The organism is Pseudonocardia autotrophica, from assembly GCF_003945385.1.
In the GTDB taxonomy this organism is placed as follows: Bacteria; Actinomycetota; Actinomycetes; order Mycobacteriales; family Pseudonocardiaceae; genus Pseudonocardia; species Pseudonocardia autotrophica.
The window spans coordinates 1941579-1964508 of the sequence record NZ_AP018920.1 but is presented as its reverse complement, the minus strand read 5'-3'; the positions used below and the strand labels follow the sequence as shown (position 1 = coordinate 1964508).

General features: G+C 74.0%; 25 protein-coding genes. 1 reads left to right on the top strand and 24 read right to left on the bottom strand.

Annotated features, from left to right (window positions below; translation table 11 throughout):
- Positions 1–6: 6 nt before the first annotated feature.
- From Pdca_RS09430 to rpsB, 5 genes are all read right to left on the bottom strand, one after another.
- Entirely contained in the window at positions 7–786 is a 780-nt protein-coding gene (locus tag Pdca_RS09430) for a class I SAM-dependent methyltransferase (protein WP_085912410.1), read from the bottom strand.
- Entirely contained in the window at positions 783–1718 is a 936-nt protein-coding gene (locus Pdca_RS09425; RefSeq protein ID WP_085912409.1) for a phosphatidate cytidylyltransferase, read from the bottom strand. The genes Pdca_RS09430 and Pdca_RS09425 overlap by 4 nt, the downstream gene beginning before the upstream one ends.
- Positions 1719–1724: 6 nt before the next feature.
- Positions 1725–2282, bottom strand: a complete 558-nt coding sequence (frr, locus tag Pdca_RS09420; protein ID WP_085912408.1) for a ribosome recycling factor — start codon at positions 2280–2282, stop codon at positions 1725–1727.
- A 103-nt stretch (positions 2283–2385) separates the two neighbouring features.
- On the bottom strand, positions 2386–3201 hold the full coding sequence (gene tsf, locus Pdca_RS09415; RefSeq protein ID WP_085912407.1) for a translation elongation factor Ts: 816 nt from the start codon (positions 3199–3201) through the stop codon (positions 2386–2388).
- Between the two features lie 108 nt (positions 3202–3309).
- Positions 3310–4194, bottom strand: coding sequence for a 30S ribosomal protein S2 (gene rpsB, locus Pdca_RS09410; RefSeq protein WP_085912406.1), 885 nt, complete (start codon positions 4192–4194; stop codon positions 3310–3312).
- A 1052-nt stretch (positions 4195–5246) separates the two neighbouring features.
- On the opposite strand from rpsB, the gene Pdca_RS36770 reads away from it, so the two are divergent.
- Positions 5247–5495 carry a M23 family metallopeptidase gene (locus tag Pdca_RS36770; RefSeq protein ID WP_232021490.1) on the top strand — a complete coding sequence of 83 codons (249 nt, stop codon included), beginning with the start codon at positions 5247–5249 and terminating at the stop codon, positions 5493–5495.
- 64 nt (positions 5496–5559) lie between these two features.
- Here Pdca_RS36770 and Pdca_RS09400 read toward each other — a convergent pair whose 3' ends face one another.
- From Pdca_RS09400 to Pdca_RS09310, 19 genes are all read right to left on the bottom strand, one after another.
- Positions 5560–6606, bottom strand: coding sequence for a FliA/WhiG family RNA polymerase sigma factor (locus Pdca_RS09400; RefSeq protein ID WP_232021489.1), 1047 nt, complete (start codon positions 6604–6606; stop codon positions 5560–5562).
- A complete protein-coding gene (locus Pdca_RS09395; protein WP_085912405.1) occupies positions 6581–7519 on the bottom strand; it encodes a tyrosine-type recombinase/integrase in 939 nt (312 codons plus the stop codon). The genes Pdca_RS09400 and Pdca_RS09395 overlap by 26 nt, the downstream gene beginning before the upstream one ends.
- 31 nt (positions 7520–7550) lie before the next feature.
- Complete coding sequence (gene dprA, locus Pdca_RS09390) at positions 7551–8723, bottom strand: DNA-processing protein DprA (RefSeq protein ID WP_085912404.1); 1173 nt, start codon at positions 8721–8723, stop codon at positions 7551–7553.
- Positions 8720–10240, bottom strand: coding sequence for a YifB family Mg chelatase-like AAA ATPase (locus Pdca_RS09385; RefSeq protein WP_085912403.1), 1521 nt, complete (start codon positions 10238–10240; stop codon positions 8720–8722). The genes dprA and Pdca_RS09385 overlap by 4 nt, the downstream gene beginning before the upstream one ends.
- A complete protein-coding gene (locus Pdca_RS09380) occupies positions 10240–10602 on the bottom strand; it encodes a YraN family protein (RefSeq protein ID WP_085912402.1) in 363 nt (120 codons plus the stop codon). Before Pdca_RS09380 ends, Pdca_RS09385 begins: the two co-directional genes overlap by 1 nt.
- 149 nt (positions 10603–10751) lie before the next feature.
- Positions 10752–11075 (bottom strand): DUF2469 domain-containing protein, encoded by a 324-nt coding sequence (locus Pdca_RS09375; protein WP_085912401.1) that lies wholly within the window; start codon positions 11073–11075, stop codon positions 10752–10754.
- The gene (locus Pdca_RS09370) at positions 11072–11875 is read right to left on the bottom strand and encodes a ribonuclease HII (protein ID WP_085912516.1); all 804 of its coding nucleotides are present in this window, start codon (positions 11873–11875) and stop codon (positions 11072–11074) included. The genes Pdca_RS09375 and Pdca_RS09370 overlap by 4 nt, the downstream gene beginning before the upstream one ends.
- A gap of 89 nt (positions 11876–11964) precedes the next feature.
- Positions 11965–14547: a signal peptidase I gene (lepB, locus tag Pdca_RS36765; protein ID WP_232021488.1), complete on the bottom strand. Its 2583-nt coding sequence runs from the start codon at positions 14545–14547 to the stop codon at positions 11965–11967.
- 42 nt (positions 14548–14589) lie between these two features.
- Positions 14590–14949 carry a 50S ribosomal protein L19 gene (rplS, locus tag Pdca_RS09360; RefSeq protein ID WP_085912400.1) on the bottom strand — a complete coding sequence of 120 codons (360 nt, stop codon included), beginning with the start codon at positions 14947–14949 and terminating at the stop codon, positions 14590–14592.
- Between the two features lie 352 nt (positions 14950–15301).
- The gene (gene trmD / locus Pdca_RS09355) at positions 15302–16078 is read right to left on the bottom strand and encodes a tRNA (guanosine(37)-N1)-methyltransferase TrmD (RefSeq protein WP_085912399.1); all 777 of its coding nucleotides are present in this window, start codon (positions 16076–16078) and stop codon (positions 15302–15304) included.
- Positions 16079–16137: 59 nt separating this feature from the next.
- Positions 16138–16674 (bottom strand): Clp protease N-terminal domain-containing protein, encoded by a 537-nt coding sequence (locus Pdca_RS09350; RefSeq protein WP_085912398.1) that lies wholly within the window; start codon positions 16672–16674, stop codon positions 16138–16140.
- A gap of 13 nt (positions 16675–16687) precedes the next feature.
- Complete coding sequence (locus Pdca_RS09345; RefSeq protein WP_085912397.1) at positions 16688–16903, bottom strand: helix-turn-helix domain-containing protein; 216 nt, start codon at positions 16901–16903, stop codon at positions 16688–16690.
- A 104-nt stretch (positions 16904–17007) separates the two neighbouring features.
- Entirely contained in the window at positions 17008–17580 is a 573-nt protein-coding gene (gene rimM, locus Pdca_RS09340; RefSeq protein ID WP_085912396.1) for a ribosome maturation factor RimM, read from the bottom strand.
- On the bottom strand, positions 17577–17816 hold the full coding sequence (locus tag Pdca_RS09335) for an RNA-binding protein (RefSeq protein WP_085912395.1): 240 nt from the start codon (positions 17814–17816) through the stop codon (positions 17577–17579). Before Pdca_RS09335 ends, rimM begins: the two co-directional genes overlap by 4 nt.
- Positions 17817–17850: 34 nt before the next feature.
- Positions 17851–18348: a 30S ribosomal protein S16 gene (gene rpsP / locus Pdca_RS09330; protein ID WP_085912394.1), complete on the bottom strand. Its 498-nt coding sequence runs from the start codon at positions 18346–18348 to the stop codon at positions 17851–17853.
- A gap of 148 nt (positions 18349–18496) precedes the next feature.
- Complete coding sequence (locus tag Pdca_RS09325; RefSeq protein ID WP_085912393.1) at positions 18497–19312, bottom strand: CPBP family intramembrane glutamic endopeptidase; 816 nt, start codon at positions 19310–19312, stop codon at positions 18497–18499.
- Positions 19309–20424, bottom strand: a complete 1116-nt coding sequence (locus Pdca_RS09320) for an amidohydrolase family protein (protein ID WP_085912392.1) — start codon at positions 20422–20424, stop codon at positions 19309–19311. Before Pdca_RS09320 ends, Pdca_RS09325 begins: the two co-directional genes overlap by 4 nt.
- 15 nt (positions 20425–20439) lie before the next feature.
- Complete coding sequence (gene ffh, locus Pdca_RS09315; protein ID WP_085912391.1) at positions 20440–22008, bottom strand: signal recognition particle protein; 1569 nt, start codon at positions 22006–22008, stop codon at positions 20440–20442.
- Between the two features lie 10 nt (positions 22009–22018).
- Positions 22019–22579 carry an AAA family ATPase gene (locus tag Pdca_RS09310; RefSeq protein ID WP_085912390.1) on the bottom strand — a complete coding sequence of 187 codons (561 nt, stop codon included), beginning with the start codon at positions 22577–22579 and terminating at the stop codon, positions 22019–22021.
- Between the last annotated feature and the right edge of the window lie 351 nt (positions 22580–22930).

Sequence of the window (22930 nt, the reverse complement as noted above, 5' to 3'; positions counted from 1 at the left end):
CCCCGATCAGGGCAGGACGAGTCCGGCCGGTCGGCGCCGGGTGTGCACCCGGTAGCCGACCCGGATCGTCAGCCCGGCGACGTCGTCGATCGCCCGGCGGGCCGTGCGCTTCGAGAACTCGATGCGCAGCACCTCCTCCAGGTCCGAGCGCCGCTCGAAGCGCCAGGTCGCCACGACCCGGCGCAGCGCGAACCCGTGCCGGGCGAAGAACCGGTCCACCGCGGGCGGGTCGTACCGGGGCAGCTCGGCCCGCAGCCAGTTCCCGTAGGGCCGGGACGTGAAGTCCAGGTCGACGACGGCGAGCACCCCGCCCGGCCGCAGCACCCGCTGCGCCTCGGCCAGCCCCGGCTCGCAGCCCGGCCCGAAGAAGTAGGCGGTGCGGGCGTGCACCACGTCGGCGGACGCGTCCGGCAGCGGCAGCGACTCCGCGCCGGCCTCGTGCACGGTGATCCGGTCGTCCCCGGCGCAGCGGCGGCGCGCCCGCTCCACCAGCGGCGGATGCGGCTCGACGCCGGTGACGGTGGACGCGCCGCCGGCGAAGCCGGTCACGGTGGACATGTCGCCGGCGAAACGGGGCAGGTGGAAGCCGTCGCCGCAGCCGACGTCCACGACGTCGAGCCCGGCCCAGCCACCGGTCTGTTCCTGCAGGGCCGACCAGAGCGCGCCGTCGGCGTCCTGCGCCTGGTTCTCGATCTCGTAGATCTCCGGCCAGTTCCAGATGTTCGGGCTCGGGATCGCCGGGCCCGGCCGCGGCTGCCCGCCGAAGCCGGTGTAGCTGCGGCTCACGCGACGGGGACGACGAGCCCGAGCACCGCCCAGGCGACGAACGCGGTGGGCAGCAGCGAGTCCAGCCGGTCCATCAGACCACCGTGCCCCGGCAGCAGCGTGCCCATGTCCTTGATGCCGAGGTCGCGCTTGACCAGCGACTCCACCAGGTCGCCCAGGGTGGCGGTGGCGACCAGCAGCGCCCCGACCAGGGTGCCCCAGTACCAGGGGACGCCGAAGAACAGCGCCACGCACAGCGAACCGGCGATCATCCCGGCGATCTGCGAACCGGCGAAGCCCTCCCAGGACTTCTTCGGGCTGATCGTGGGCGCCATCGGGTGCCTGCCGGCGACCACCCCGGCGGCGTAGCCGCCGACGTCGGAGGCGATCACGCAGAGCAGGAAGGTCAGTACCCGGCCGACGCCCTCCGGGGCGACCGTCAGCTGGACCGCGAAGGCGACCAGCAGCGGGACGTAGACCAGGACGAACAGCGACGCCCCGATGTCGCGGACGAAGTGCGCCGCACCCGCGCGCATCCGCCAGATCAGGCAGCCCAGGACGGTCCCGGTGAGCGCGATCGCGACGCCGTGCAGGCCGAACGGCCAGGACAGCCACACGACGGCCTGCCCGCCGACCAGCAGCACCGGCAGCGAGACCTCGATCCCGGCGCCGCGGCGCAGCGCGCCGGCCAGCTCCCAGGTGCCGATCGCGGTGACCGCGGCCAGCAGCAGGACGAACCCCTCGGCGACGATCAGCAGGCTGAGTAGGATGACGGCGCCCAGCCCGACACCGACCGCGATCGCGGCGATCAGGTTGCGGCCGAGCCGGGATCGCTTGTAGCCCTTCATCCCGCGTACGAGCTTGGGATCGCCGGGCGTCGCCGGGACTCCGGCCGGTGCCTCGCCGGGCAGGTCGGAGGTCACGGGGACGGCGGCGTCGGAAGAGGGGGTCACCGGGCGTCAGACCTCGAGGAGCTCGGCTTCCTTGTTCTTCACCAGCTCGTCGACCTGCGCGACGTACCGGTCGGTGAGGCTCTGCAGCTCCTTCTCGGCGCGCACGACCTCGTCCTCACCCGCCTCGCCGTCCCGCTGGATGCGGTGCAGCTCGTCCATCGCCTTACGGCGCAGACCGCGCACGACGACGCGGGCGTCCTCACCCTTGCCGCGGGCGACCTTGACCATGTCGCGGCGGCGTTCCTCGGACAGCGCGGGGATGATCACCCGGATGATCTGTCCGTCGTTGCTGGGGTTCACGCCGAGATCGGACTCGGCGATCGCCTTCTCCATCGCCTTGAGCTGGCTGGCGTCGTAGGGCTTGATGACGGCCATCCGGGCCTCCGGGATGGAGACCGACGCGAGCTGGTTCAGCGGGGTCGCGGCGCCGTAGTAGTCGACGACGAGCCGGGAGAACATGTTCGGGGTCGCCCGGCCGGTACGCACGGACGTCAGGTCGTCCCGCGCGACGGTGACGGCCTTCTCCATCTTCTCCTCGACGTCGAAGAGCGTTTCGTCGATCACGGTTGCTTCACCCCGGCCTGTCGTACTCGCTGTTCCCACATCGATCCTCTCACCTCCGACCCGGGCGGCGCGTACCGCACCGCCCGGGCGGGGTGAAGCCGGATCAGTCCTGGCCGACCTCGAAGCGGACGAAGTCCTTGACCGTCAGGCCCGCCTCCTCGGCGACCGCCTTGACGGACTTCTTCGGGTCGAGCACGGACGCCTGCTCGAGGAGCACGATGTCCTTGAAGAAGCCGTTCACCCGGCCCTCGACGATCCGCGGCAGCACCTGCTCGGGCTTGCCCTCCTCGCGGGCGGTGGCCTCGGCGATGCGCTTCTCGTTCTCGACGAGGTCGCCGGGGACCTGCTCGCGGGTGGTGTACTGCGGACGCGCGGCGGCGACGTGCATCGCCAGGCTGCGGGCCGCCTCGTCGTCGCCGCCCTCGTAGGACAGCACCACGCCGATACCAGGGGGCAGGTCGGTCGAACGCTTGTGCAGGTAGACGGCGGTCGGGCCGTCGACGTTCACGAAGCGCTTGAGCTCGAACTTCTCGCCGATCCGGGCGGAGAGCTCCTGGACGGCCTCGCCGACCGTCCGGTCGTCGAGCTTCGCCTCGGCCAGCCCGGCCAGGTCGGCCGGCTTCTGCTCGACGGCGGCCTTCAGGATCTTGTCGGCCAGCGTGATGAAGTCGTCGGACTTGGCGACGAAGTCGGTCTCGCAGTCCAGCTCGACCATGATGCCGCCCTGGGCGACGACCAGGCCGTTGGCCGTGGCGCGCTCGGCGCGCTTGCCGACATCCTTCGCACCCTTGATGCGCAGGAGCTCGACGGCCTTGTCGAAGTCGCCCTCGGACTCCTCCAGGGCCTTCTTGCAGTCCATCATCCCGGAGCCGGTCAGCTCCCGGAGCCGCTTGACGTCGGCGGCGGTGTAGTTCGCCATCAGGTGTCTCTCGTCCTCTGGGTCGTGACGGGAATGGATCGCCTGGGAATCACCGGCAACGGCACCGGGGATCGGGCCCGGTGGCGACCGGGCCCGATCCCCGTGCGGTCAGTTCTGCGTGCCGTTGCTGGAGGTGGCGGGCGCGGTCGCGGCGGCGGCACCGTCGCCACCGGTCGCCGCGGCACCGTCGCTGCCCGCGGCCGCGATGGCGGCACCGTCGGTGCCGACCTCGGCACCGGCCAGCACGTCCTGCTCCCACTCGGCCAGCGGCTGCTCGGCCGGGGCCTCGCTCTCGCCGCGGCGGGCGCCACGGGCGACCAGGCCGTCGGCCGCCGCCTTCGCGATCACCTTGGTGAGCAGCGCGGCGGAGCGGATCGCGTCGTCGTTGCCCGGGATCGGGAAGTCGACCTCGTCCGGGTCACAGTTGGTGTCCAGGATGGAGACGACCGGGATCTTGAGCTTCCGGGCCTCGCCGACGGCGATGTGCTCCTTCTTGGTGTCCACGATCCAGACCGCGGACGGGACCTTGGACATGTCGCGAATACCGCCGAGGGTCTTCTCGAGCTTGTCCTTCTCCCGGGTCAGGGTGAGGATCTCGCGCTTGGAGCGACCCTCGAACCCACCGGTCTGCTCCATCGCCTCGAGCTCCTTGAGGCGCTGCAGACGCTTGTGCACGGTCTGGAAGTTCGTGAGCATGCCGCCCAGCCAGCGCTGGTTCACGTAGGGCATGTTGACCCGGCCGGCCTCGTCGGCGATGGCCTCCTGGGCCTGCTTCTTGGTGCCGACGAACATGATCGTCCCGCCGTGCGCGACGGTCTCGCGCACGAACTCGTAGGCGCGGTCGATGTACGACAGCGTCTGCTGGAGGTCGATGATGTAGATGCCGTTGCGCTCGGTGAGGATGTAGCGCTTCATCTTCGGGTTCCAGCGACGGGTCTGGTGCCCGAAGTGCACGCCGCTGTCGAGCAGCTGCTTCATGGTGACGACGGCCATGGCCTGCGTTCACCTCTCGGATCGGGCGCGGCGGATGCCGCGCGTGCGGTTCACTGCGGGACCACCGGTAGGTGGACCGCCCTGGCGCCCGCGGCGGGACCGGACCCGGTTCCCGTCCGCCGAGTGAACTCGACGATCGGGTCGCAGGACCGCCCGGCCTCCGCTCCCGGCGCCGTACCCTGCAGGGATTCTGCAGAGTTGGCGAACCGGGCACGCGGGCGCGCGAAGTCACCACACAGAGCGTGGTGCGGGTACCACTGTACGCCCGGCCCGTCCGGCCGGTCGCGGCGGAGCCCGTTCACCCCTGCACGGTCGCCGTCGTGCTGCCTCCCACCGCGCGGATCGCGGCCCTCACCGGCGGATCGGCGGCGCTCGTGGGTCATCCACAGGTACCGGATCCATCCACAGATCGACGGTTCGGCGGTGCGGGTGCCGCGGGTGGTCGCAGGCTCGTGGGGTGCATTCGACAGCGGTGTTCGCGGGGCTTCCGTCCGGCCGTTCGTGGCGTTGTTCGGCGGGGCTGCGCAGGTGCGGTGGGTGGCGTCCGCGGGGCGTGTGTGCGCGCCGGGCGCTCCGGGTGCTCACGGTCGGCGTGGCCGTCGTCGTCACGCTGGCCGCCGTGATCGGGCCCCGGCCCGCCTGGGCCGGGCCTCCCGAGGAGGCCGGTGTCCGCTCGGTGCGGGTGGTGGCACCGGACCGAGCCGATCCCCCGGCTCCTCCGCAGGCCGATCCCCCGGAACCGCTACCCGTCCCGGGGGCCGATCTCGCGGCACCTCCGGCCCCGACGGCTGCGGCCGAGCCGCCGGTGCCGTCCCCGCCGGTCCCCCCGACCGCGCCACCCCGGCCCCCGGGAGCCGGGATCCCGGCCCCCGGGGCGCGGTACTCCTGGCCGCTGCATCCACCCCCGGCGGTCACCGGAGCGTTCCGGCAACCCACGTTCCGCTACGGCCCCGGGCACCGGGGCGCCGATCTGGCGGCCGGGGCGGGGCAGGCCGTGCGCCGCCCGGGAGGGGACGGTCGCGTTCGCCGGGCCGGTCGCGGGGCGCGGGGTCGTGTCGGTCGACCATCCCGACGGCCTGCGGAGCACCTACGAGCCGGTGACGGCCACCGTGACCGCCGGTTCCGCCGTCACCGCCGGCGATCCGCTCGGGGTGCTGCAGGCCGGTCATCCCGGCTGCCCGGTGGCGGCCTGCCTGCACTGGGGAGTGCGGCGCGACCGGCTCGATCATCTCGATCCGCTGGTGTTGCTGCGCCCGCCGGGGGTCCGGTTGTTGCCCTGGGAGGGCGCGGCCCCCGGGTGACCCGCCTGGCCGGACGGACCCGTGCCGACAGACCCGTGCGGACAGACCCGTGCCGGCCGGCCGGTCAGCCGGCGATCGCGTGCGCCATCCGGCCACGCAGCCGCGTGATCATCCGGGAGTGCAGCTGACACACCCGGGACTCGGTGATCCCGAGCAGGGCGCCGATCTCGGCGAGCGTCAGGTTCTGCAGGTAGTACAGCTCCAGAACGATCCGGTCCCGCTCACCGAGCTGGGCGATCGCCGCTCGCAGCTCCTGCGAGGTCTCCCGGCGGACCACCACGGCAACCGGATCCCCGGAGTCGTCACCGACCAGGACGGACAGCCCGTCCTGGCCCGGCATCGCGTTCTCCGCCAGGTCCTCGGCACTGACCAGGTGCCGGGGCCGGACCGCGTGCCGCAGCTCCCGCACACCGATGCCCAGCTCGGCCGCGAGCTCCCGGTCGGTCGCCGGCCGTCCCGCCCTGGACTGCAGGACGTCCCTGGCGCGCTCGACCTCCCGGACCCGGGCCCGCACCGTCCGCGGCACCCAGTCCTGGGCGCGCAGCTCGTCGAGCATCGCGCCGCGTATCCGCTGGGCCGCGTAACCCTCGAAACGAGCCCCGCGGACCGGGTCGAACCGGTCGATCGCATCCATCAGGCCGAACGTGCCCGCCTGCATCAGGTCGGACAGCTCGATCGAGGCGGGCAGCCGCACCGCGAGCTTCGTCCCGACCCCCCGGACCAGCCGGCCGTGGCACTCCACGAGCCGGCGCCGCACGTCCGGGCACCGGTGCGCGAGGAACGCCCGCCACAGCGGCACCTCCCCCGCGTCGACGGTCTCGATCAGGTGATCCCGTGCGGACCCGGGCGTGTCGGCCGCCGCCGCACCGCCGCCCGGGACCAGCGCCATCCGCCCGTGGGCAGCGGCCCGGACCGGCCCGGGGCCGGTGCGCCCGGCGCGGGAGCGCACCGGTTCGCGCGGGGGCGGTTCGGGGACGGCTGCCAGGGTGCTGTACGGCGCCGGCGCACCGTCCACGCCCCGGTCGAGGGCCGGCGCGGGGGCGCCGGGGAACGCAGGGGGCCGGACGGACGCCGGGAGAGGCGCCTCACGCCCGAGGGTGGGCCTGGTCATGAACCACCTTCAGCCGATCAACGGTCACGTGTGTGTAGAGCTGTGTCGTTGACAGCGTAGCGTGACCAAGCAACTCCTGTACGTAACGAAGGTCGGCTCCGCCCTCCAGGAGATGCGTGGCTGCGGCGTGCCGCAGCCCGTGCGGCCCGACGTCGGTGGCGCCCGGCACGGCCTGCATCGCGCGGTGCACGACCGTGCGCGCCACCCGCGGATCGAGCCGCCCGCCCCGCACCCCGAGCAGGAGCGCCGCAGGCGAGGCCGGCGTCGCCAGCGCGGGCCGGCCGTGTTCGAGCCAGCGGCGCACCGCCCGCCCCGCCGGGACACCGAACACGACCGTCCGTTCACGATCGCCCTTGCCCCTGACCCGCAGGGTGCGGCCGGGTTCGTCGACCCGGTCCAGATCCAGGCCACAGAGCTCGGCGACCCGGATCCCGGTCCCGTAGAGCAGTTCGAGGACCAGCAGGTCGCGCAGCGCCTCCGGATGGTCCTCGGTCGCTCCGGAGATCGCCGCGTCGAGGACGGCGGCCGCCTCGTCGGCGGCCGGGACCTCGGGCAGCACCGTGACCGCACCCGGCGAGCCGAGCCGGGCGGCCGGGTCGTGGGTGAGGCGCCCGGTCCGGACCGCCCAGGCACAGAACGTCCGGGCGGCGGCCGTGCGACGGGCCACGGTGGCCCGCCCGGCACCGGCGGCGTGCGTCGCGGCCAGCCGCCTGCGCAGGTGCTCCAGATCCAGCGCCCCGAGTCCGGGAAGGTCGCGCAGCAGATCGGTGAGATCGGAGCGGTACCCGCGCACGGTGTGCGGCGACCGGCCGCGCTCGTGCAGCAGGTGCCCGGTGAAGGCCGCCAGTACGGCGGAGACCTCCGGGGCGAGGCCGTCGTCGGGGTCGGCCGCGCCGGTCCGTGTGCTCGCCATGCACGGACGGTGCGCGCCCCGGGGTGCCCGGTCAAGGACCGCTCCGGCGCGCCGGACGCTGCCAGAGCCCCTGGTGGTACTCGGCGAGGCCGCGCTCCTCCAGCTCGACCAGCGCGATCCGCACCGAGTCCGGCGCGACGCCCGCGATCTCGCCGATCCGGCGGGCGGGCCACGCCGCACGGGCCGGGAGCGCGTCGTGCACCGCGAGCGTCCCGGGGGCGAGCCCGTCGGTGGGGCGCCGCTCGGCGACCCGCTCCGGCGCGAGGTCGATGCCGAGCCTGCCGATGATCTCCAGGACGTCTTCGGGGCGGCCGACCAGCTCCGCCTGCCTGCTGCGGATCATCTCGTGGCAGCCGACCGACATCGCCGAGGTCACCGGGCCCGGCAGCGCCATGAGCGGACGTCCGAGGGCCAGCGAGTCCGACGCCGTCCGCTTCGAACCGCTGCGGGTGCCCGCCTCGACCACCAGGCAGCCCGCCCCCAACGCCGCGAGCAGCCGGTTCCGGACCAGGAAGCGGAGCCTGCCCGGGGTGGTGCCGGGCGGGTACTCGGTGAGGACCAGGCCGGTGGCCGCGATCCGCTCGATCAGCCCGGCGTGCGCAGCCGGATAGACCCGGTCCGGGCCGCAGGCCAGCACCGCGACCGTCCGGCCACCCGCCGACAGCGCTCCGCGGTGCGCCGCGGCGTCGATGCCGAACGCGGCACCGGAGAACACCGCGACGCCGTTGCGGGCCAGCACCGAGGCGAAGTCGGCGGCGGCGTGCAGGCCGTACCGGGTCGCGTCCCTGGCCCCGACGACCGTCACCGACCGGTCCGCCAGGGCGGAGGGATCGCCGGGGCCCCGGGCCCACAGCGCCACCGGTGGCGCGAGATCGGCCCGCCGGGCGTTGCCGAACGCCGCGAACTGCCAGCCCGGCCACTGCGGGTCCTCCGGCACCAGCAGCCGGGCCCCGGCCGCCGCGGCATCCGCGAGGTCGGCCTCGGAGGTGTCGGTGTCGCGGCGGGCCGCCGCCCGCTCCAGCAGCGCCTCGGGCACCGCACCCCGGCGCAACCGGTCCGCGGCCTCGACCGGGCCGTGCTGTTCGATCAGCCGCACCAGATCCCGGCTCGGCGGCTCGACCGTGCGCAGCAGATAGGCGCGTGCCCGGATGATCTCCTCGGGGACCGCCGCGGCGCGCGGGGCGGGCGCAGCCGGCGGGATCATGCGGCACCCCGGTCCCGGAAGTAGAGCGCGGCGTCGACGTCGGCGCGGTCGGGTCGACCGGCGCCGGAGAGATCGGCCAGGGTCCAAGCCACTCGCATCGCCCGATCGACGCCACGCGCGCTGAGCTCCCCCGCCTCCAGCCGTGCCTCCAGCGAGGCCAGCACCGTGGGCGGCAACCGGAACCGGGACCGCAGCACGGTGCCGGGTACCTCCGCGTTGCACCGCCAGCCGTCGGCCGACCAGCGCTCGACGGCGGTCGCGCGCGCCTCGAGCACCCGGGCCCGGACGGTCGCGGTGTCCTCGCCGCGTTCCTCGGCCGCCGACAGCACCGTCACCGGGGACATCTGCACCCGCAGGTCCACCCGGTCCAGCAGCGGCCCGGACAGCCGGGACAGGTAGCGACGGCGGACATCGGACCGGCAGCGGCAGTCCCGGTCGACCGGTGGCGCGCACGGGCACGGATTGGCGGCCAGCACCAGCTGGAAACGCGCCGGGTAGCGCACCGTCCCGTCGGCGCGGGACAATCGCACCTCCCCCTCCTCCAGCGGGGTCCGCAGCGAGTCCAGCGCGGTCGCCGGCCAGTGCGGGCACTCGTCGAGGAAGAGCACCCCCCGATGGGCCAATGACACCGCACCCGGCCGCGCCACCCCGCTGCCGCCGCCGAGCAGCGCCGCGACCGACGCCGAGTGGTGCGGCGCCACGAACGGCGCGAGCACGCTCAACGGTGCGGACTCCCCGAGCCGCCCGGCGACCGAGCGGATCGCGGCCAGCTGCAACGCCTCGGACCGGCCCAGTTCGGGGAGCAGGCCGACGATCCGCTGGGCCAGCATCGTCTTGCCGGTCCCGGGGGGACCGACCATCAGCAGGTGGTGCCCGCCGGCCGCGGCGATCTCCAGCGCCCGCCGCGCGTCATCCTGCCCGAGCACGTCGGACAGCTCCGGCGCCGCGGCGCCGGGGGCCGGATCGGACGCGCCGGCGGCGGGCAGCCGGTCCAGCTCACGGGTACCCGCCGCCCAGTCGAGCACGTCGGCGAGCCGGTCGGCACAGCGCGCGTCGAGGCCGTCGACCAACGACGCCTCGGCGAGCACCGCGCGGGGCACGACCGCCCGGACCATTCCCGCATCCCGGGCGGCGAGCAGGCACGGCAGCACACCGCGCACCGGCCGCAGCCGGCCGTCGAGTGCCAGCTCACCGAGCAGCGCGGTGCCACGCAGCCGGTCGGGCGGGATCGCCCCGGTGGCGGCCAGTACTCCGCAGGCCAGCGCCACGTCGAAGCGCGAGCCGGTCTTGCGCAGGGTCGCCGGGGACAGCGCCAGGACGATCCGCTCGTTCGGCCAGGCCCGCCCGGAGTGCACCACCGCCGACCGCACCCGGTCCTTGGCCTCCTGCAGCGACGCATCCGGCAGCCCGACCAGGTGCACCCCGGGGATCCCGCCACCGACCACGGTCTCGATCTCGACCGGGACACCGTCGACCCCGTGCAGGGCGACCGACCACACCCGCGCCGGCGGGCCCATCAGAACGCGCCCGGGTAGTGCACCAGCGTCGCGGGCCCGCCCGGCGGCATCAGCACGGCGACGACGTCGAACCGCAGCTCCAGCCAGGGCAGGCGATGGGCGGCCATCCACTCGTGCGCGAGACCCCTGATCCGCCGGATCTTGTGCGCGGTGATCGCCTCGGCGGGCTCGCCGAACCGGGTGCCGGAGCGGGTCTTCACCTCGCAGACGACGAGCCGGCGTTCCCGGTCGGTCGCCACGATGTCGAGCTCGCCCGCCCGGCACCGCCAGTTGCGGGACAGCACGACCATTCCGTGTTCCCGCTGTAGGTACTCGGCGGCGGTGTCCTCACCGCGGCGGCCGAGCTCGTCCTTCGCAGCCATGCGTCCACGATCGGGGCACGCAGGTGCGCTGCACCCACCGATCGCGAACCTGTGGATGGATCGGGCACCTGTGGATCGGCACCGGGGACCGCGGCCCCGCGGTCACCCCTGCCCTCGCGGGCGCGGTCCGGCGCCGGCGGGTGCGGGGCTCAGCCCGGGAACGCCTCGTCGCCCGGCAGCCGCAGGTCGGGGGTGTCCAGCTCCTCGATGTTGACGTCCTTGAACGTCACCACCCGCACGTTCTTCACGAACCGCGCGGGCCGGTACATGTCCCACACCCACGCGTCGGACATGCGCACCTCGAAGTACACCTCGCCGTCGGCGTTGCGCGGCGCGACGTCCACCGAGTTGGCCAGGTAGAACCTGCGCTCCGTCTCCACCACGTAGGAGAACTGGGCGACGATGTCGCGGTACTCCTTGTAGAGCGTGAGCTCCATCTCGGTCTCGTACTTCTCGAGATCCTCGGCGCTCACCGGCCCGCTCCTCCTGTGACGATCTCCATCGGCTCCCATCGAGTCGGATCCGCCTCCTCGGCGGCTCCGTCCACCCCCTCAGGGACCTCCTCGTTCCCTTCAGGGACCTCCTCATTGTGGACCAGCCCGATCGGGGCCCCGCGCCCGGCCACCGCGGCGACGTTCGCGAACGAGAACCGATGCTCCGCACACGGTCCGTGCTCGTACAGTGCCGCCTCGTGATCGGGGGTGTTGTAGCCCTTGTGCACGGCGAACCCGTACCGGTCGTGCACGGCGTCGAGCTCGGTCATGATGCGGTCCCGGGTGACCTTCGCCAGCACCGACGCGGCCGCGATACAGGCCGCGACCTGGTCGCCCTTCGGCACCGCGAGGGCCGGGCGGCCGAACCCGCGCACGGCGAAACCGTCAGTCAGCACGTACCCGGGGGGTGCGACGGTGAGCCCGGCGACCGCCCGCCGCATCCCCTCGATGTTCGCGACGTGCACGCCGCGCCGGTCGACCTCCGCCGGCGGGACGACGATCACCGCCCGGTCGACGGCCCGCCCGGTGATCCGGCCGAACCAGTACTCCCGGGCCGACGGCGTCAGCAGCTTGGAGTCGGTGAGCCCGTCGAGCGCCTTCGCGTCGCCGGGGCGCAGCACGCACGCCGCGATCACCAGCGGCCCCGCGCTCGCACCGCGACCCGCCTCGTCCACCCCAGCGACCGGGCCGAGGCCGTATCGCTGCAGCACCGACTGCAACGTCCAGCTCCCGGCGTCGCGGACCACGGCACGCGGCGGACGCAGCCCGTCGGGCAGCACCCGGGGCGGGCGTCGCCGGGCCGGTCGGGCGCGACGGGTCGCCGCGGCCGGTCGGGCTCGGTGCGGGGGAACCGGCACGGTGCTCCCGGTCAGGATCTCCGGCGCCACCCCGACGGGGGGCGCACTGCGGGCAGGAACCGCTCGGCCTCGGCGCGGGCCCGCAACATGCGACGCCGGCCGAGTGCGAACGGCAGGGCCCCCATCATGCCGAGGGCCAGCGGGAGACCGTCGGGCAGCCCCGGTGCCGCGGACGCGGTGGCGGTCTGCGGATTGGCCGAGCCGAGCCAGCCGAACCGGTCGAACGGCAGCACGATCAGCCGTGCCTTGCCGATGACGTTCCCGTCCGGGATCGGTCCGTGCCCGGCCGCCCGGGAGTCGGCCGAGTTGTTCCGGGAGTCGCCCATCATCCAGTACTCGCCCTCGGGCACCGTCACCGGTCCGAACGGGATCTGCCGGGCCGGACCGGCCTCCGGCAGGTAGTAGACGTAGGGCTCCTCCAGGGGCTGGCCGTCCACCATGACCTGGTTCAACGCGTCGCAGCAGGCCACCGTCTGGCCGCCGACCGCGATCACCCGCTTGACGAAGTCCTTCTCGTCCGGCGGGGCGAAACCGACGAGCGAGCCGACCGTCTCCAGCCCGCGCAGGATCGGGTTGGTCGATCCGCCGCCGGTGGAGGTCTCGGCGCTCCAGCCCTCCGTTCCCCGGAAGACCACGATGTCACCCGGCGACACGTCGGTGAAGTTGTACGTCACCTTGTCGACGAGCACCCGGTCGTTCGTGCAGCCGGGGCAGCCGTGCAGGGTCGTTTCCATCGACCCGGACGGGATCACGTAGACCTTCGCCAGGAACGTCTGGATCAGCACCGTCAGCAGCAGCGCGACACCGGCGAGCAGCAACAGCTCCTTCCAGAACGCGAGCTGGCGCTTCTCCCCGTCCTCACCCTGCGTCGCCTTCGACCGGCCGGTGAGCGCGGCGATCCGGCCGGCGATCCCGACCGCGGGCACGCCGTGCCGCCCCGAGCGCGGGGAGTTCGTGCTCTCGGCAGCGGCGTCGTCGGGCTGCTCGTCGGGATCCGGCTCGTCGGACGGCTCGGGCGCATCCGGGACCGGACGGCCGGCCCTGCGCCGGCGCGGCTCCGACTCGAACGCCTCGGCATCATCGGGCGGGGTGAACTCGTCGTCGGCGGGCGGTGCGCCCCGGGGCGGGGCGGGCGTGCCGCCGAACACCGTGGTCTCCTCCGGCGGCAGCGGGCTGCGCGGGAGCGGGGCGGAGGGCATCCGGCCGGACGGTGGCCCCTGCGGGCGGACCGGCGGTGCGACGGCACCGTCCGGGCCGATCGCTGTGCGGGGGGCGACCGGGCCGGGAGCGTGCTCGGGGCCTGCCGGACGACGTCGCGGGGCGCCCTCGTAACCGGTGGGGACGCCGGGCTCGCCACCGTGCCGTCCGCCGGACGGGCCGGGACGGAGCGTGCCGTCACGACCGGCGTCACGGCGCCGGACCGGGCCATCGGGTGTATGTGGCGGGGGGCCGTCGAACGCCGCGGGACGGGCGTATCCGCCGTCCGCGCGGCCGGCCGGCCGGGCGTGACCGTTCTCCCGACCGACCGGACGGGCGTGACCGTTGTCGTGGCCCGGACCGGCGGCCGGATCGAACCCGCGCTCGGCGGCGGGGTCGATCCAGCTGCCGTTCGCGGGGCCGCCGTGCCTGCCCGGTGCGTCGGGCGGCCGGTGACCGCCGCGCGGCTCCGCACCCGGGGACCGCGGCGGAGCTCCGGCCGGTCCCGCAGCACGGCGGTGGCCGCCGGTGCGCCCCGGGCGGAGTTCGTCGCTCTCCGGCGGGCGGACGCGACCGGAGCGGAACTCGTCGGCCTCCGGCGGGCGGAGGTGGCCGGAGCGGGGGTCGTCGGCCTCCGGCGGCCGGAAGTGGCCCGAGCGGGGCTCGGCGCCCTCGCGCGGGCGGAACCGGCCGGAGCGGGGGTCGTCGGTCTCGGGACGGGCCCGGCGGGACCGGAGTTCGCCGCCGTCGGCGCGATGCGCGCGGGGCTCGTCGCCGTCGTCCTGGCGGGGCCGGCCGGCCGGCGGCCAGGAACGGTCCTCGGCCCGCCTGCGGCCGCCGGACCCGTTGCTCTCGCCCTCGCTCAACCGTCCGGCGTAGCGGGCCCGCAGCGAGTCGGGGCCGTCGGTCACGGCCCCGTTGGCCCCGGGCGGGCCGCCGCGGCCGGGGGCGCGCGGCGGCACGTACCCGTTGTGCGAACCGTGCCCCTCCGGGGCGCTGTGTCCCGGCTGGTGTCCGTTGGCGTACCCGTCGGGATCCGGCGCGGCGACTCCGTTGCTCCCGGATCCGTGCCGGCCGCGGTGCTCACCGGCAACGGTGCCGTACCCGTTGCGGTAGCGGCCGGGCATGTCGCGGTCGTCCTCCGGCTCGGGCTCGGCGTGCCGGGTGCGCACCCCGTACGAGGCGGGCTCGGCCGGATCGTCCTCCGACCGGGGCGGCACGCCGTGCTGCAGCGCAGCACCCAGGAGCCAGTCCTGTTCGGAACCCGCCCCACCCGGTGCGTCCGCGGGCGGCGGGGCCTCGGGGGCCCGTCGCCGACCGGGGCGCTCGGGGGAATCGCTGCCGCGATACCGCCGGGGGCGGGCCCGGCGGTCATCGGGGAGCTCGGGGAAGGCCACGGTTCGAGATTACGTCACCCGCCCGTCACGACGGGGTGACGGTCAGGACGCGGACGGGGCCTGACGACGCTCCTTGATCTTCGCGGCCTTGCCGCGCAGGTCACGGAGGTAGTACAGCTTCGCCCGGCGAACGTCACCGCGGGTCGCGACCTCGATCTTGTCGATGTTCGGCGTGTGCACCGGGAAGGTGCGCTCCACGCCGACCCCGAACGAGATCTTGCGGACGGTGAAGGTCTCCCGGGAGCCGGCGCCGTGCCGGCGGATGACCACACCCTGGAAGACCTGGGTACGGGTCCGGCTGCCCTCGATGACCTTCACGTGCACCTTGAGCGTGTCCCCGGGCCGGAAGTTCGGGATGTCGGAGCGCAGGTTCTGCGCCTCCAGAGCGTCCAGGGTGTTCATGTCGACGGTCCGTCCCTCGTGTGTCGTGCGTATTCGTGCAGGTCGTGCGGTGCCATCCGGTCCGTTCCGGGTCTGTCCCCGGGCCACCCGGGCGCTCCACACCTCGTCGGCGGGACGCTCGTCCGGGTGGCGGGCTCCGGCACGGCCCGCGCGGCGCACGATCCTCTCGACCGGCGCGCACCACCGTCACCGGGCACCGCACGCGGCGCTGGCAACCCGTCCATAGTGCCAGACGGGCCGATCGGCCCGGACACCCGGTGCGCGGGTGCGGCCCGGAGGGCCCCCCGGAGGCCCGGACGCGATCCCGGCCGGCGCCGGGCGGTCGTCCGGATCGCCGGACGACCGGGTGGCCTCAGCGCTCGTTCGGGTCGCCCTCGTCGACGGCTCGGCCGGCGGCCAGCACCGCGCGGTCGGCGGCGTCGAGCGCGTCCGGCGGGAGGGCGTCGAGCAGGTCGGGCCGGCGGTCGCGGGTCCGTTCGAGTGCACGGTCCCGGCGCCAGCGGGCGATCGCGGCATGGTTGCCGCCACGCAGGACGTCCGGCACGGCGAGCTCGCGCCAGGTCTCCGGACGGGTGTAGGAGGGCCCTTCGAGGAGCCCGTCGGAGAACGAGTCCTCGGCCGCCGACCGCGGGTTCCCGAGCACCCCGGGCAGCAGCCGCGCGACCGCCTCGACCATCACCAGCACCGCGACCTCGCCGCCGACGAGCACGTAGTCGCCGATCGAGACCTCGTCGACCTCGATCCCCCGGGCCCTGGCGTCGAGCAGCACCCGCTCGTCGATGCCCTCGTAGCGGCCGCAGGCGAACACCAGCCGCTGCTCGTCGGCCCAGGCCCGCGCGGTGGTCTGGGTGAACGGGCGTCCGGCCGGGGTCGGCACCACCAGCCGGGCCGGTTGTGGACCGGCCGGCAGCACCTCGTCGAGCGCCTCACCCCACACCTGCGGGCGCATCACCATCCCGGGACCACCGCCGTACGGGGCGTCGTCGACGGCCTGGTGCACGTCGTGCGTCCAGCGGCGCAGGTCGTGTACCGCGATCTCCAGCAGGCCGCGCTCGACGGCCCGCCCCAGCAGCGCCTCGCGCAGCGGGTCCAGGTAGGCCGGGAAGATGGTGACGACGTCGATCCGCACGCGGCGGATCGTCGCAGGCCGCCGGTCCCGCTCCCCGGGGGAGGTCGTACCCGGGACGCTCAGCCCGCCCGGCGACCGCGCCGCTCGGACACCGCGCGGCGCATCCCGTCCAGGGTGACACCGTGCGCGGCCAGCACCCGGGACGCCGCGTGCTCGGGATGCAGCAGCCCGAGCAGCACGTGTTCGGTACCGATGTGCCGGTCGCCCAGCTGGACCGCCTCACGCAGCGCGAGCTCCAGGGACTTCTTCGACGCCTTCTCGAACGGGATGTGCCCGGCGAACCACCGTCGGCCGCGGGTGCGATCCAGCGCGCCGGGGCCGAACGACTCCTCGGCGGCCCGGCGCACCTCGTCGAGGTCGATGCCGAGCGTGGCCAGAGCCGCCGCGTCGCCGGTCTCCCCGGCGGCGAGTCCGCGGTCGACCACCGCGATGTCCATCCCCGCGGTGCTCAACAGCTCCTCCCCCGGCGAACCGGGGCAGCGCAGGATCCCGAGCAGCAGGTGCTCCGGGCCGATCTGCCCGGCACCGCGCTCCCGCGCCTGCTCCTGAGCGATGACCACGGCCCGACGGGCCGGGTCGGTGAACCTCTCGAACATGGTCGTCTCCCCTCTACAGGCCGAGCCGGCGGTACTTCTTGTGCACCGCCTGCCGGCTGATCTGCAACGCCTCGGCGATCTGCTGCCAGGACCAGCCCCGGTCACGGGCGTTGGTCACCTGGAGCTCCTCCAGGGACTCCTGCAGCCCACGCAGGGCGGCCACCGCCGCCAGACCGATGGACGGGTCCTTGCTGGACGCCGCCGCCGCCACCGCCGTCGCATCACTCATGACTGTCAACATAGGTTGACGATCGGCCGCTGTCAACTCTGGTTGACATCACGAGTACGAAAGAGGGCCCGGCGGCGCGATGCCACCGGGCCCGTGCGGGAAGTTCAGTCCTCGACCGGGTCGAGCAGTCCGTCCGGCGGATCGAGCACCACGCGTCCGCCCTCGAGATCCACGGTCGGGACGATGGCGCCGACGAACGGCACCAGCGCGTCGTGCCCGGCCGGGCGCCGGACGACGAGCAACGAACCACCCGGCCCGTGCACCACGTCGACCACGGTCCCCGCACCGGTGCCGTCGGTCAGCTCGGCCCGCAGGCCGGTGAGCTGATGGACGTGGAACTCTTCCGGATCGGCCGGGGTGTCCAGCTCGGCGGTCGGGAGCAGCAGCTGCACACCGCGCAGCGCCTCCGCCCCGTCCCGGTCGCCGACCCCGTCGAACAGGACCAGCCAGCGCCCGGAGTGCGGGCGGGCGGACGACACCGTCAGAGTTGCCGGGCCGGTGCCGCTACGCCGGACGGCCCGCAGCACCGATCCCGGTGCGAACCGGTCGATCGGCGAGTCGGTCCGGGCGTCGACGACGACCTCGCCGCGCAGCCCGTGTACACGTACGACGACGCCGACCAGGACCTCCGCAGAGGCCCGGCCGGCGTCGGTGTCGTGCGGGACGGGACCCGTCACCGGTCGGTGTCGACCACGTCGACCCGGACGCCCCGGCCGCCCACGCCGCCGATGACGTTGCGCAGCGCGGTGGCGGTCCGGCCACCACGGCCGATCACCTTGCCCAGGTCGTCCGGGTGCACGCGGACCTCGATGATCCGGCCGCGCCGCCCGGTGACCAGCTCCACCCGGACGTCCTCGGGGTGGTCGACGATGCCGCGCACGAGATGCTCGAGCGCGTCCGCGAGGACGCTCATGCAGTCACCCCCGCGCTAGCCGCGCCCCGCCGGATCACGACTCGGCGGCAGGCGCGTCGGCGTCCTTGGTGGCGTCGACGACGTCGTCGCTCTTCGTGGCGGCCTCGGCCGGGGCGGCGTCGGCGGTCTTGCCGACCCGCTCGTTGCCACCCTTCTTCTTCGGCGTGGTGGCCGCGGTCGACGGCTCGTCGTTCGCCTCGGCCAGCGCCTGCTGGAACCGGGCGAGCTTGTCGACCTTCTCCGGCTGCGGCTTGAGGGTGCCCTCGGTGCCCGGCAGGCCCTTGAACTTCTGCCAGTCGCCGGTGATCTCCAGCAGGTTCTGCACCGACTCGGTCGGCTGCGCGCCGACACCCAGCCAGTACTGCGCCCGCTGCGAGTCGATCTCGATCAGGCTCGGCTCGTTCTTCGGGTGGTACTTGCCGATCGTCTCGATGGCCCGACCGTTGCGGCGCGTACGGGAGTCCGCGACGACGACGCGGTAGTACGGCTGACGGATCTTGCCCAGACGCATCAGCTTGATCTTGACGGCCACGCTGTGTTGCTCCTCGCGAATATCGTGTCGTGCTGCGATGAGTCAGCTGGTGCTCGCGTGGGGTACGGGCTCGCTCACTCGAAGGTCATCGGCCGTGGCAGGTAGAGGGCCGGCCACGGACCCGACCGGTCATTCTGCCAGACCGCACTCAGACCTCGGGCAGCGCCCCGACCAGCATGAGGGCCAGCATCAGGCCGGGCAGGAAGTTGTTCACCGCGTGCGCCACGATGCTGGCGGTGATCCGGCCGGTGAGGATGCGCGCGATCCCCAGCGGCAGCGCCACCACGAACAGCAGCGGCGCCCGCAGGAACTCCAGGTGCGCGACGGCGAACGCCAGCGTGGTGATCACGAAGACCACCCAGCGATTGGTGATCCACTTCGCGACCGCGTTCCAGAGCAGCCCGCGGTAGACGATCTCCTCGCAGACCGGGGCGATCACCACCACCCCGAACATCACGGCGAGCGCGATCGGCCAGGTCGCGGTGATGCCCTCGAACGCCACCCCGACCGAGGTCGTCAGGTCCGGGCCGACCAGGTACAGGTAGAGCGCCGCGGCCGGAACGGTGACGAACAACCCGGCGATGCCGAGCAGCAGTCCGACGCCGACGTCCTCCCAGCGGAACCGCAGGCCCAGGTCGATCGCCGGGCCGTCACCCCGCCAGATCGTCCACAGGATGCAGGTCAGGGCGGCCAGCATCGTCGGCACCGCGATCGCCACCAGCACCCCTGCGGCGGAGCCGACGCCGACCGTCCAGGCCATCGCCGCCGATGCGCCCAGGAACACGACCTCGACGACCACGAAGGCCCAGAGACCCCAGCGCACCCGCGGGGTCGGTGACGGGCTCAGCCCGAACGGCCCGATCGGCGGCTCCGGGTTCGGCGGCGGGCCTGCACCGATCGGCCCGGCATGCGGTGCGCCCGGGCCGGGGCCGTACTGGCCCGGCGACCCGGGCGTGAAGCTCATGCCCCCACAGATACCCGACGGCCCCGGATCACGACCACCGACGGGTCCCGGAGCACGCCGAGGTCGTCGCGCGGATCACGGTCGTAGACGACGAGATCGGCGGGCGCCCCCGGGGCCGGACCGGCCGGACGGCCCAGCCAGGCCCGTGCCGACCAGCTGGCGGCGCCGATCGGATCGGGATGCCCGGCACGGGCCAGCTCGGCGATCTCGTCGGCGATCCGGCCGTGCCGGATGCCGCCGCCCGCGTCGGTGCCCGCGTACACCGGAACCCCGGCCTCGATCGCCCGGCCGACGGTCTCCCAGGCGTGTGCGTGCAGGTCCCGCATGTGCCCGGCGTAGCGCGGGTAGCGGGTGGCCTGCTCGGCGATCGACGGGAACGTCTCCACGTTGATCAGCGTCGGGACCAGCGCGGTCCCCCGGCGGGCCATCTCGGAGATCAGGTCGTCGGTCAGGCCGGTGCCGTGCTCGATGCAGTCGATCCCGGCGCCGATCAGCCCGGGGAGCGCGTCGGTGCCGAAGACGTGCGCGGTGACCCGGGCACCCATCTCGTGCGCGGCGCCGATGGCCTCGGCGAGCACCTCGTCCGGCCAGAGCGGCGCGAGATCGGCGCCGTCACCCAGACCCCGGTCGATCCAGTCGCCGACCAGCTTCACCCAGCCGTCGCCGCGGGCGGCCTGGGTACGGACCTCGTCGACGAGCAGTCGCGGGTCGTCCAGCTCGGCGGCCAGGCCCGGGATGTAGCGCTTGGGCCGGGCCACGTGCCGGCCGGCCCGGATGATCTCCGGAAGGTCGTCGCGGAGCTGCAGGGCCGAGGTGTCCACCGGCGAACCGCAGTCCCGGATCAGCAGCGTGCCCGCGTCCCGGTCGGTGCGCGCCTGATCGGCGCACTCCTCCAGGTCCGCGATCGGCCCGCTGGGGCCCAGACCGACGTGACAGTGCGCGTCGACCAGGCCGGGGACGATCCAGCCGTCGGTGGTCAGGTCCTCCGCGCCGGGCAGCGGCTCCGGGCTGATCCGCCCGGAGCCGTCCACGTACAGATCGGCACCCTGCGCGCCGTCCGGGCCCAGCAGTGTTCCGCGCAGCCGCCACCCCGCGGCAGGAAGATCCGACATGGCCCGGAGGCTACGTCACTTCTTCTTTCCGAAGTTCAGCTTGGACGGGTCGAAACCGGGCGGCAGCGAGTCCATCGACCCGAGGCCGGGCGGCAGCTGCTGCAGGGTCGGCGGCAGGTTCGACAGGTCCGGTGCGCCCTGCGCTGCCCGGTTCGCCGGGTTGCCGCTGCGCCGGCCCTTCTTGGCCTGCCTGGCCTTGCGCGGGTTCTTCGGGATCTTCTTCGTCGCGCTCCGCCCGCCACCGCCGAGACCGAACTGGCCGGCCATCTGCTTCATCATCTTGCGGGCCTCGAAGAACCGGTTGACCAGGTCGTTCACGTCCGAGACCGTGGTGCCCGAGCCGTTCGCGATACGCACCCGGCGGGACGCGTTGATGACCTTGGGGTCGTCCCGCTCGGCGGGCGTCATGCTCCGGATGATGGCCTGCAGCCGGTCGATCTGCCGGTCGTCGACCTGATCCAGCGCGGCCTTCATCTGCCCCTGGTTGGCGCCCGGGAGCATGTTCAGGATGTTGCCGATCGGGCCCATCTTGCGCAGCTGCAGCATCTGCTGGAGGAAGTCCTCCAGGGACAGCTCACCGGAGCTGATCTTCTGCGCGGCGGCGGCCGACTGCTCGGCGTCGAAGTACTGCTCGGCCTGCTCGATCAGGGTGAGCAGGTCGCCCATCCCGAGGATGCGCGAAGACATCCGGTCCGGGTGGAAGACGTCGAAGTCCTCGAGCTTCTCACCGTTGGACGCGAACAGGATCGGCTGCCCGGTGACCTCGCGGACGCTCAGCGCGGCACCGCCGCGGGCGTCGCCGTCGAGCTTGGTCAGCACGACGCCGGTGAACCCGACACCGTCCCGGAAGGCCTCGGCGGTGGCCACTGCGTCCTGACCGATCATCGCGTCGACGACGAACAGGACCTCGTCGGGCTGCACCGCCGTCCGGATGTCGGACGCCTGACGCATCAGCTCCTCGTCGACGCCGAGCCGGCCCGCGGTGTCGACGACGACCACGTCGTACTGTTTGTCGCGAGCGTGCGCGATGCCGTCGCGGGCGACGCCGACCGGATCGCCGGGGCCCTGGGGCAGCTCGCCGGAGCCGGTGGCGCCCGGGTGCGGCGCGAACGTCGGCACCCCGGCCCGCTCGCCGACGATCTGCAGCTGGTTGACCGCGTTGGGCCGTTGCAGGTCGCAGGCCACCAGCAGCGGCGTGTGCCCCTGCCCCTTGAGCCAGCGGGCCAGCTTGCCCGCCAGGGTGGTCTTACCGGCACCCTGCAGGCCGGCCAGCATGATGACGGTCGGCGGTTCCTTGGCGAGGTTCAGCCGCCGGGTCTCGCCGCCGAGGATCCCCACGAGTTCCTCGTTGACGATCTTGACGACCTGCTGGGCCGGGTTGAGGGCCTGTGAGACCTCCGCACCCTTGGCCCGCTCCTTGACCCGGTTGATGAACTGGCGGACCACCGGCAGGGCGACATCCGCCTCCAGCAGGGCGATCCGGATCTCGCGCGCGGTGGCGTCGATGTCGGCGTCGGACAGCCGGCCCTTGCCGCGGAGGTCACGCAGCGTGGATCCGAGCCGCTCGGAGAGGGAGTCGAACACCCTTACCAGCCTACTTGGCCAGTGCCAGGCCGTGGCGGGCGCCGGAGCGATCCGCGATGCGGACCGATTCCCAGCCCCGTTCGCGGCCCGCGCGCAGCCGCTCGGAGGCCTCCCGGGCGCGCTCGACATGTACCGCGAACTGCCGCCTGCGGACCACCCGGCCGCGCGCATGCTGACCGGCCATCGCCTGGTCGGAGGGCACATCGAGCCACAGCAGGTGCGGTGCCCGACGCGACGCCCTCGCCAGCGCTCGTACCGCCGTGCGGACCGCGGGCGAGGTCGCCGGCAGGTGCACCACCACGGTCTCGGTCCGGCCCGCGCAGGCCAGCACGACGCCGGTCCGGTGCGCCAGGTGGGTGAGCCAGCGGTACGACCCGTACGGCATCGCGGCGGGGAGCCGGCGCGCCAGGGCCGCGCGGGCGGCGCCGGAGTCGAGCACCCGGACACCCGCCGGTGCCGTCATCGCCGCCAGCAGGGTGGACTTCCCGGCTCCGGGCAGGCCTGCGACCAGCAGCAGGGTCCGGCCGGAGAGCCGGACGACGAGCGGATCGACGAAATGCGCAGGGCCCATGCACCGCGCAACGGTCGGCCTGTGCGGATCGTTCCATCACGAACACAGCGTGTCGGCCCGGATGCGCGGGATCGCCGCGTTCGCCGGCGATCGTCGGTGTTCGCACGGGATCGACGCTTCGGGCGCGGTTCTGCTTCGGGAGCGGTCCTGCCGGATCGTCGCGCGGGCGCCGTTCGTGCCGGGCGTCACGCGCGCCTCGGTCGCGCCGGGCGTCGCAGGGGCTCCGGCCGTGCGGGGCGTCGCGCGGGGCTCCGGCCATGCCGGGCATCACGCCGAGATCCGGCCGTATGGGGCGTCGAGCCTGGCCGATTCGCACGGGTTCGCTGCGTTCGCACGGGCTCCGATCCCGTG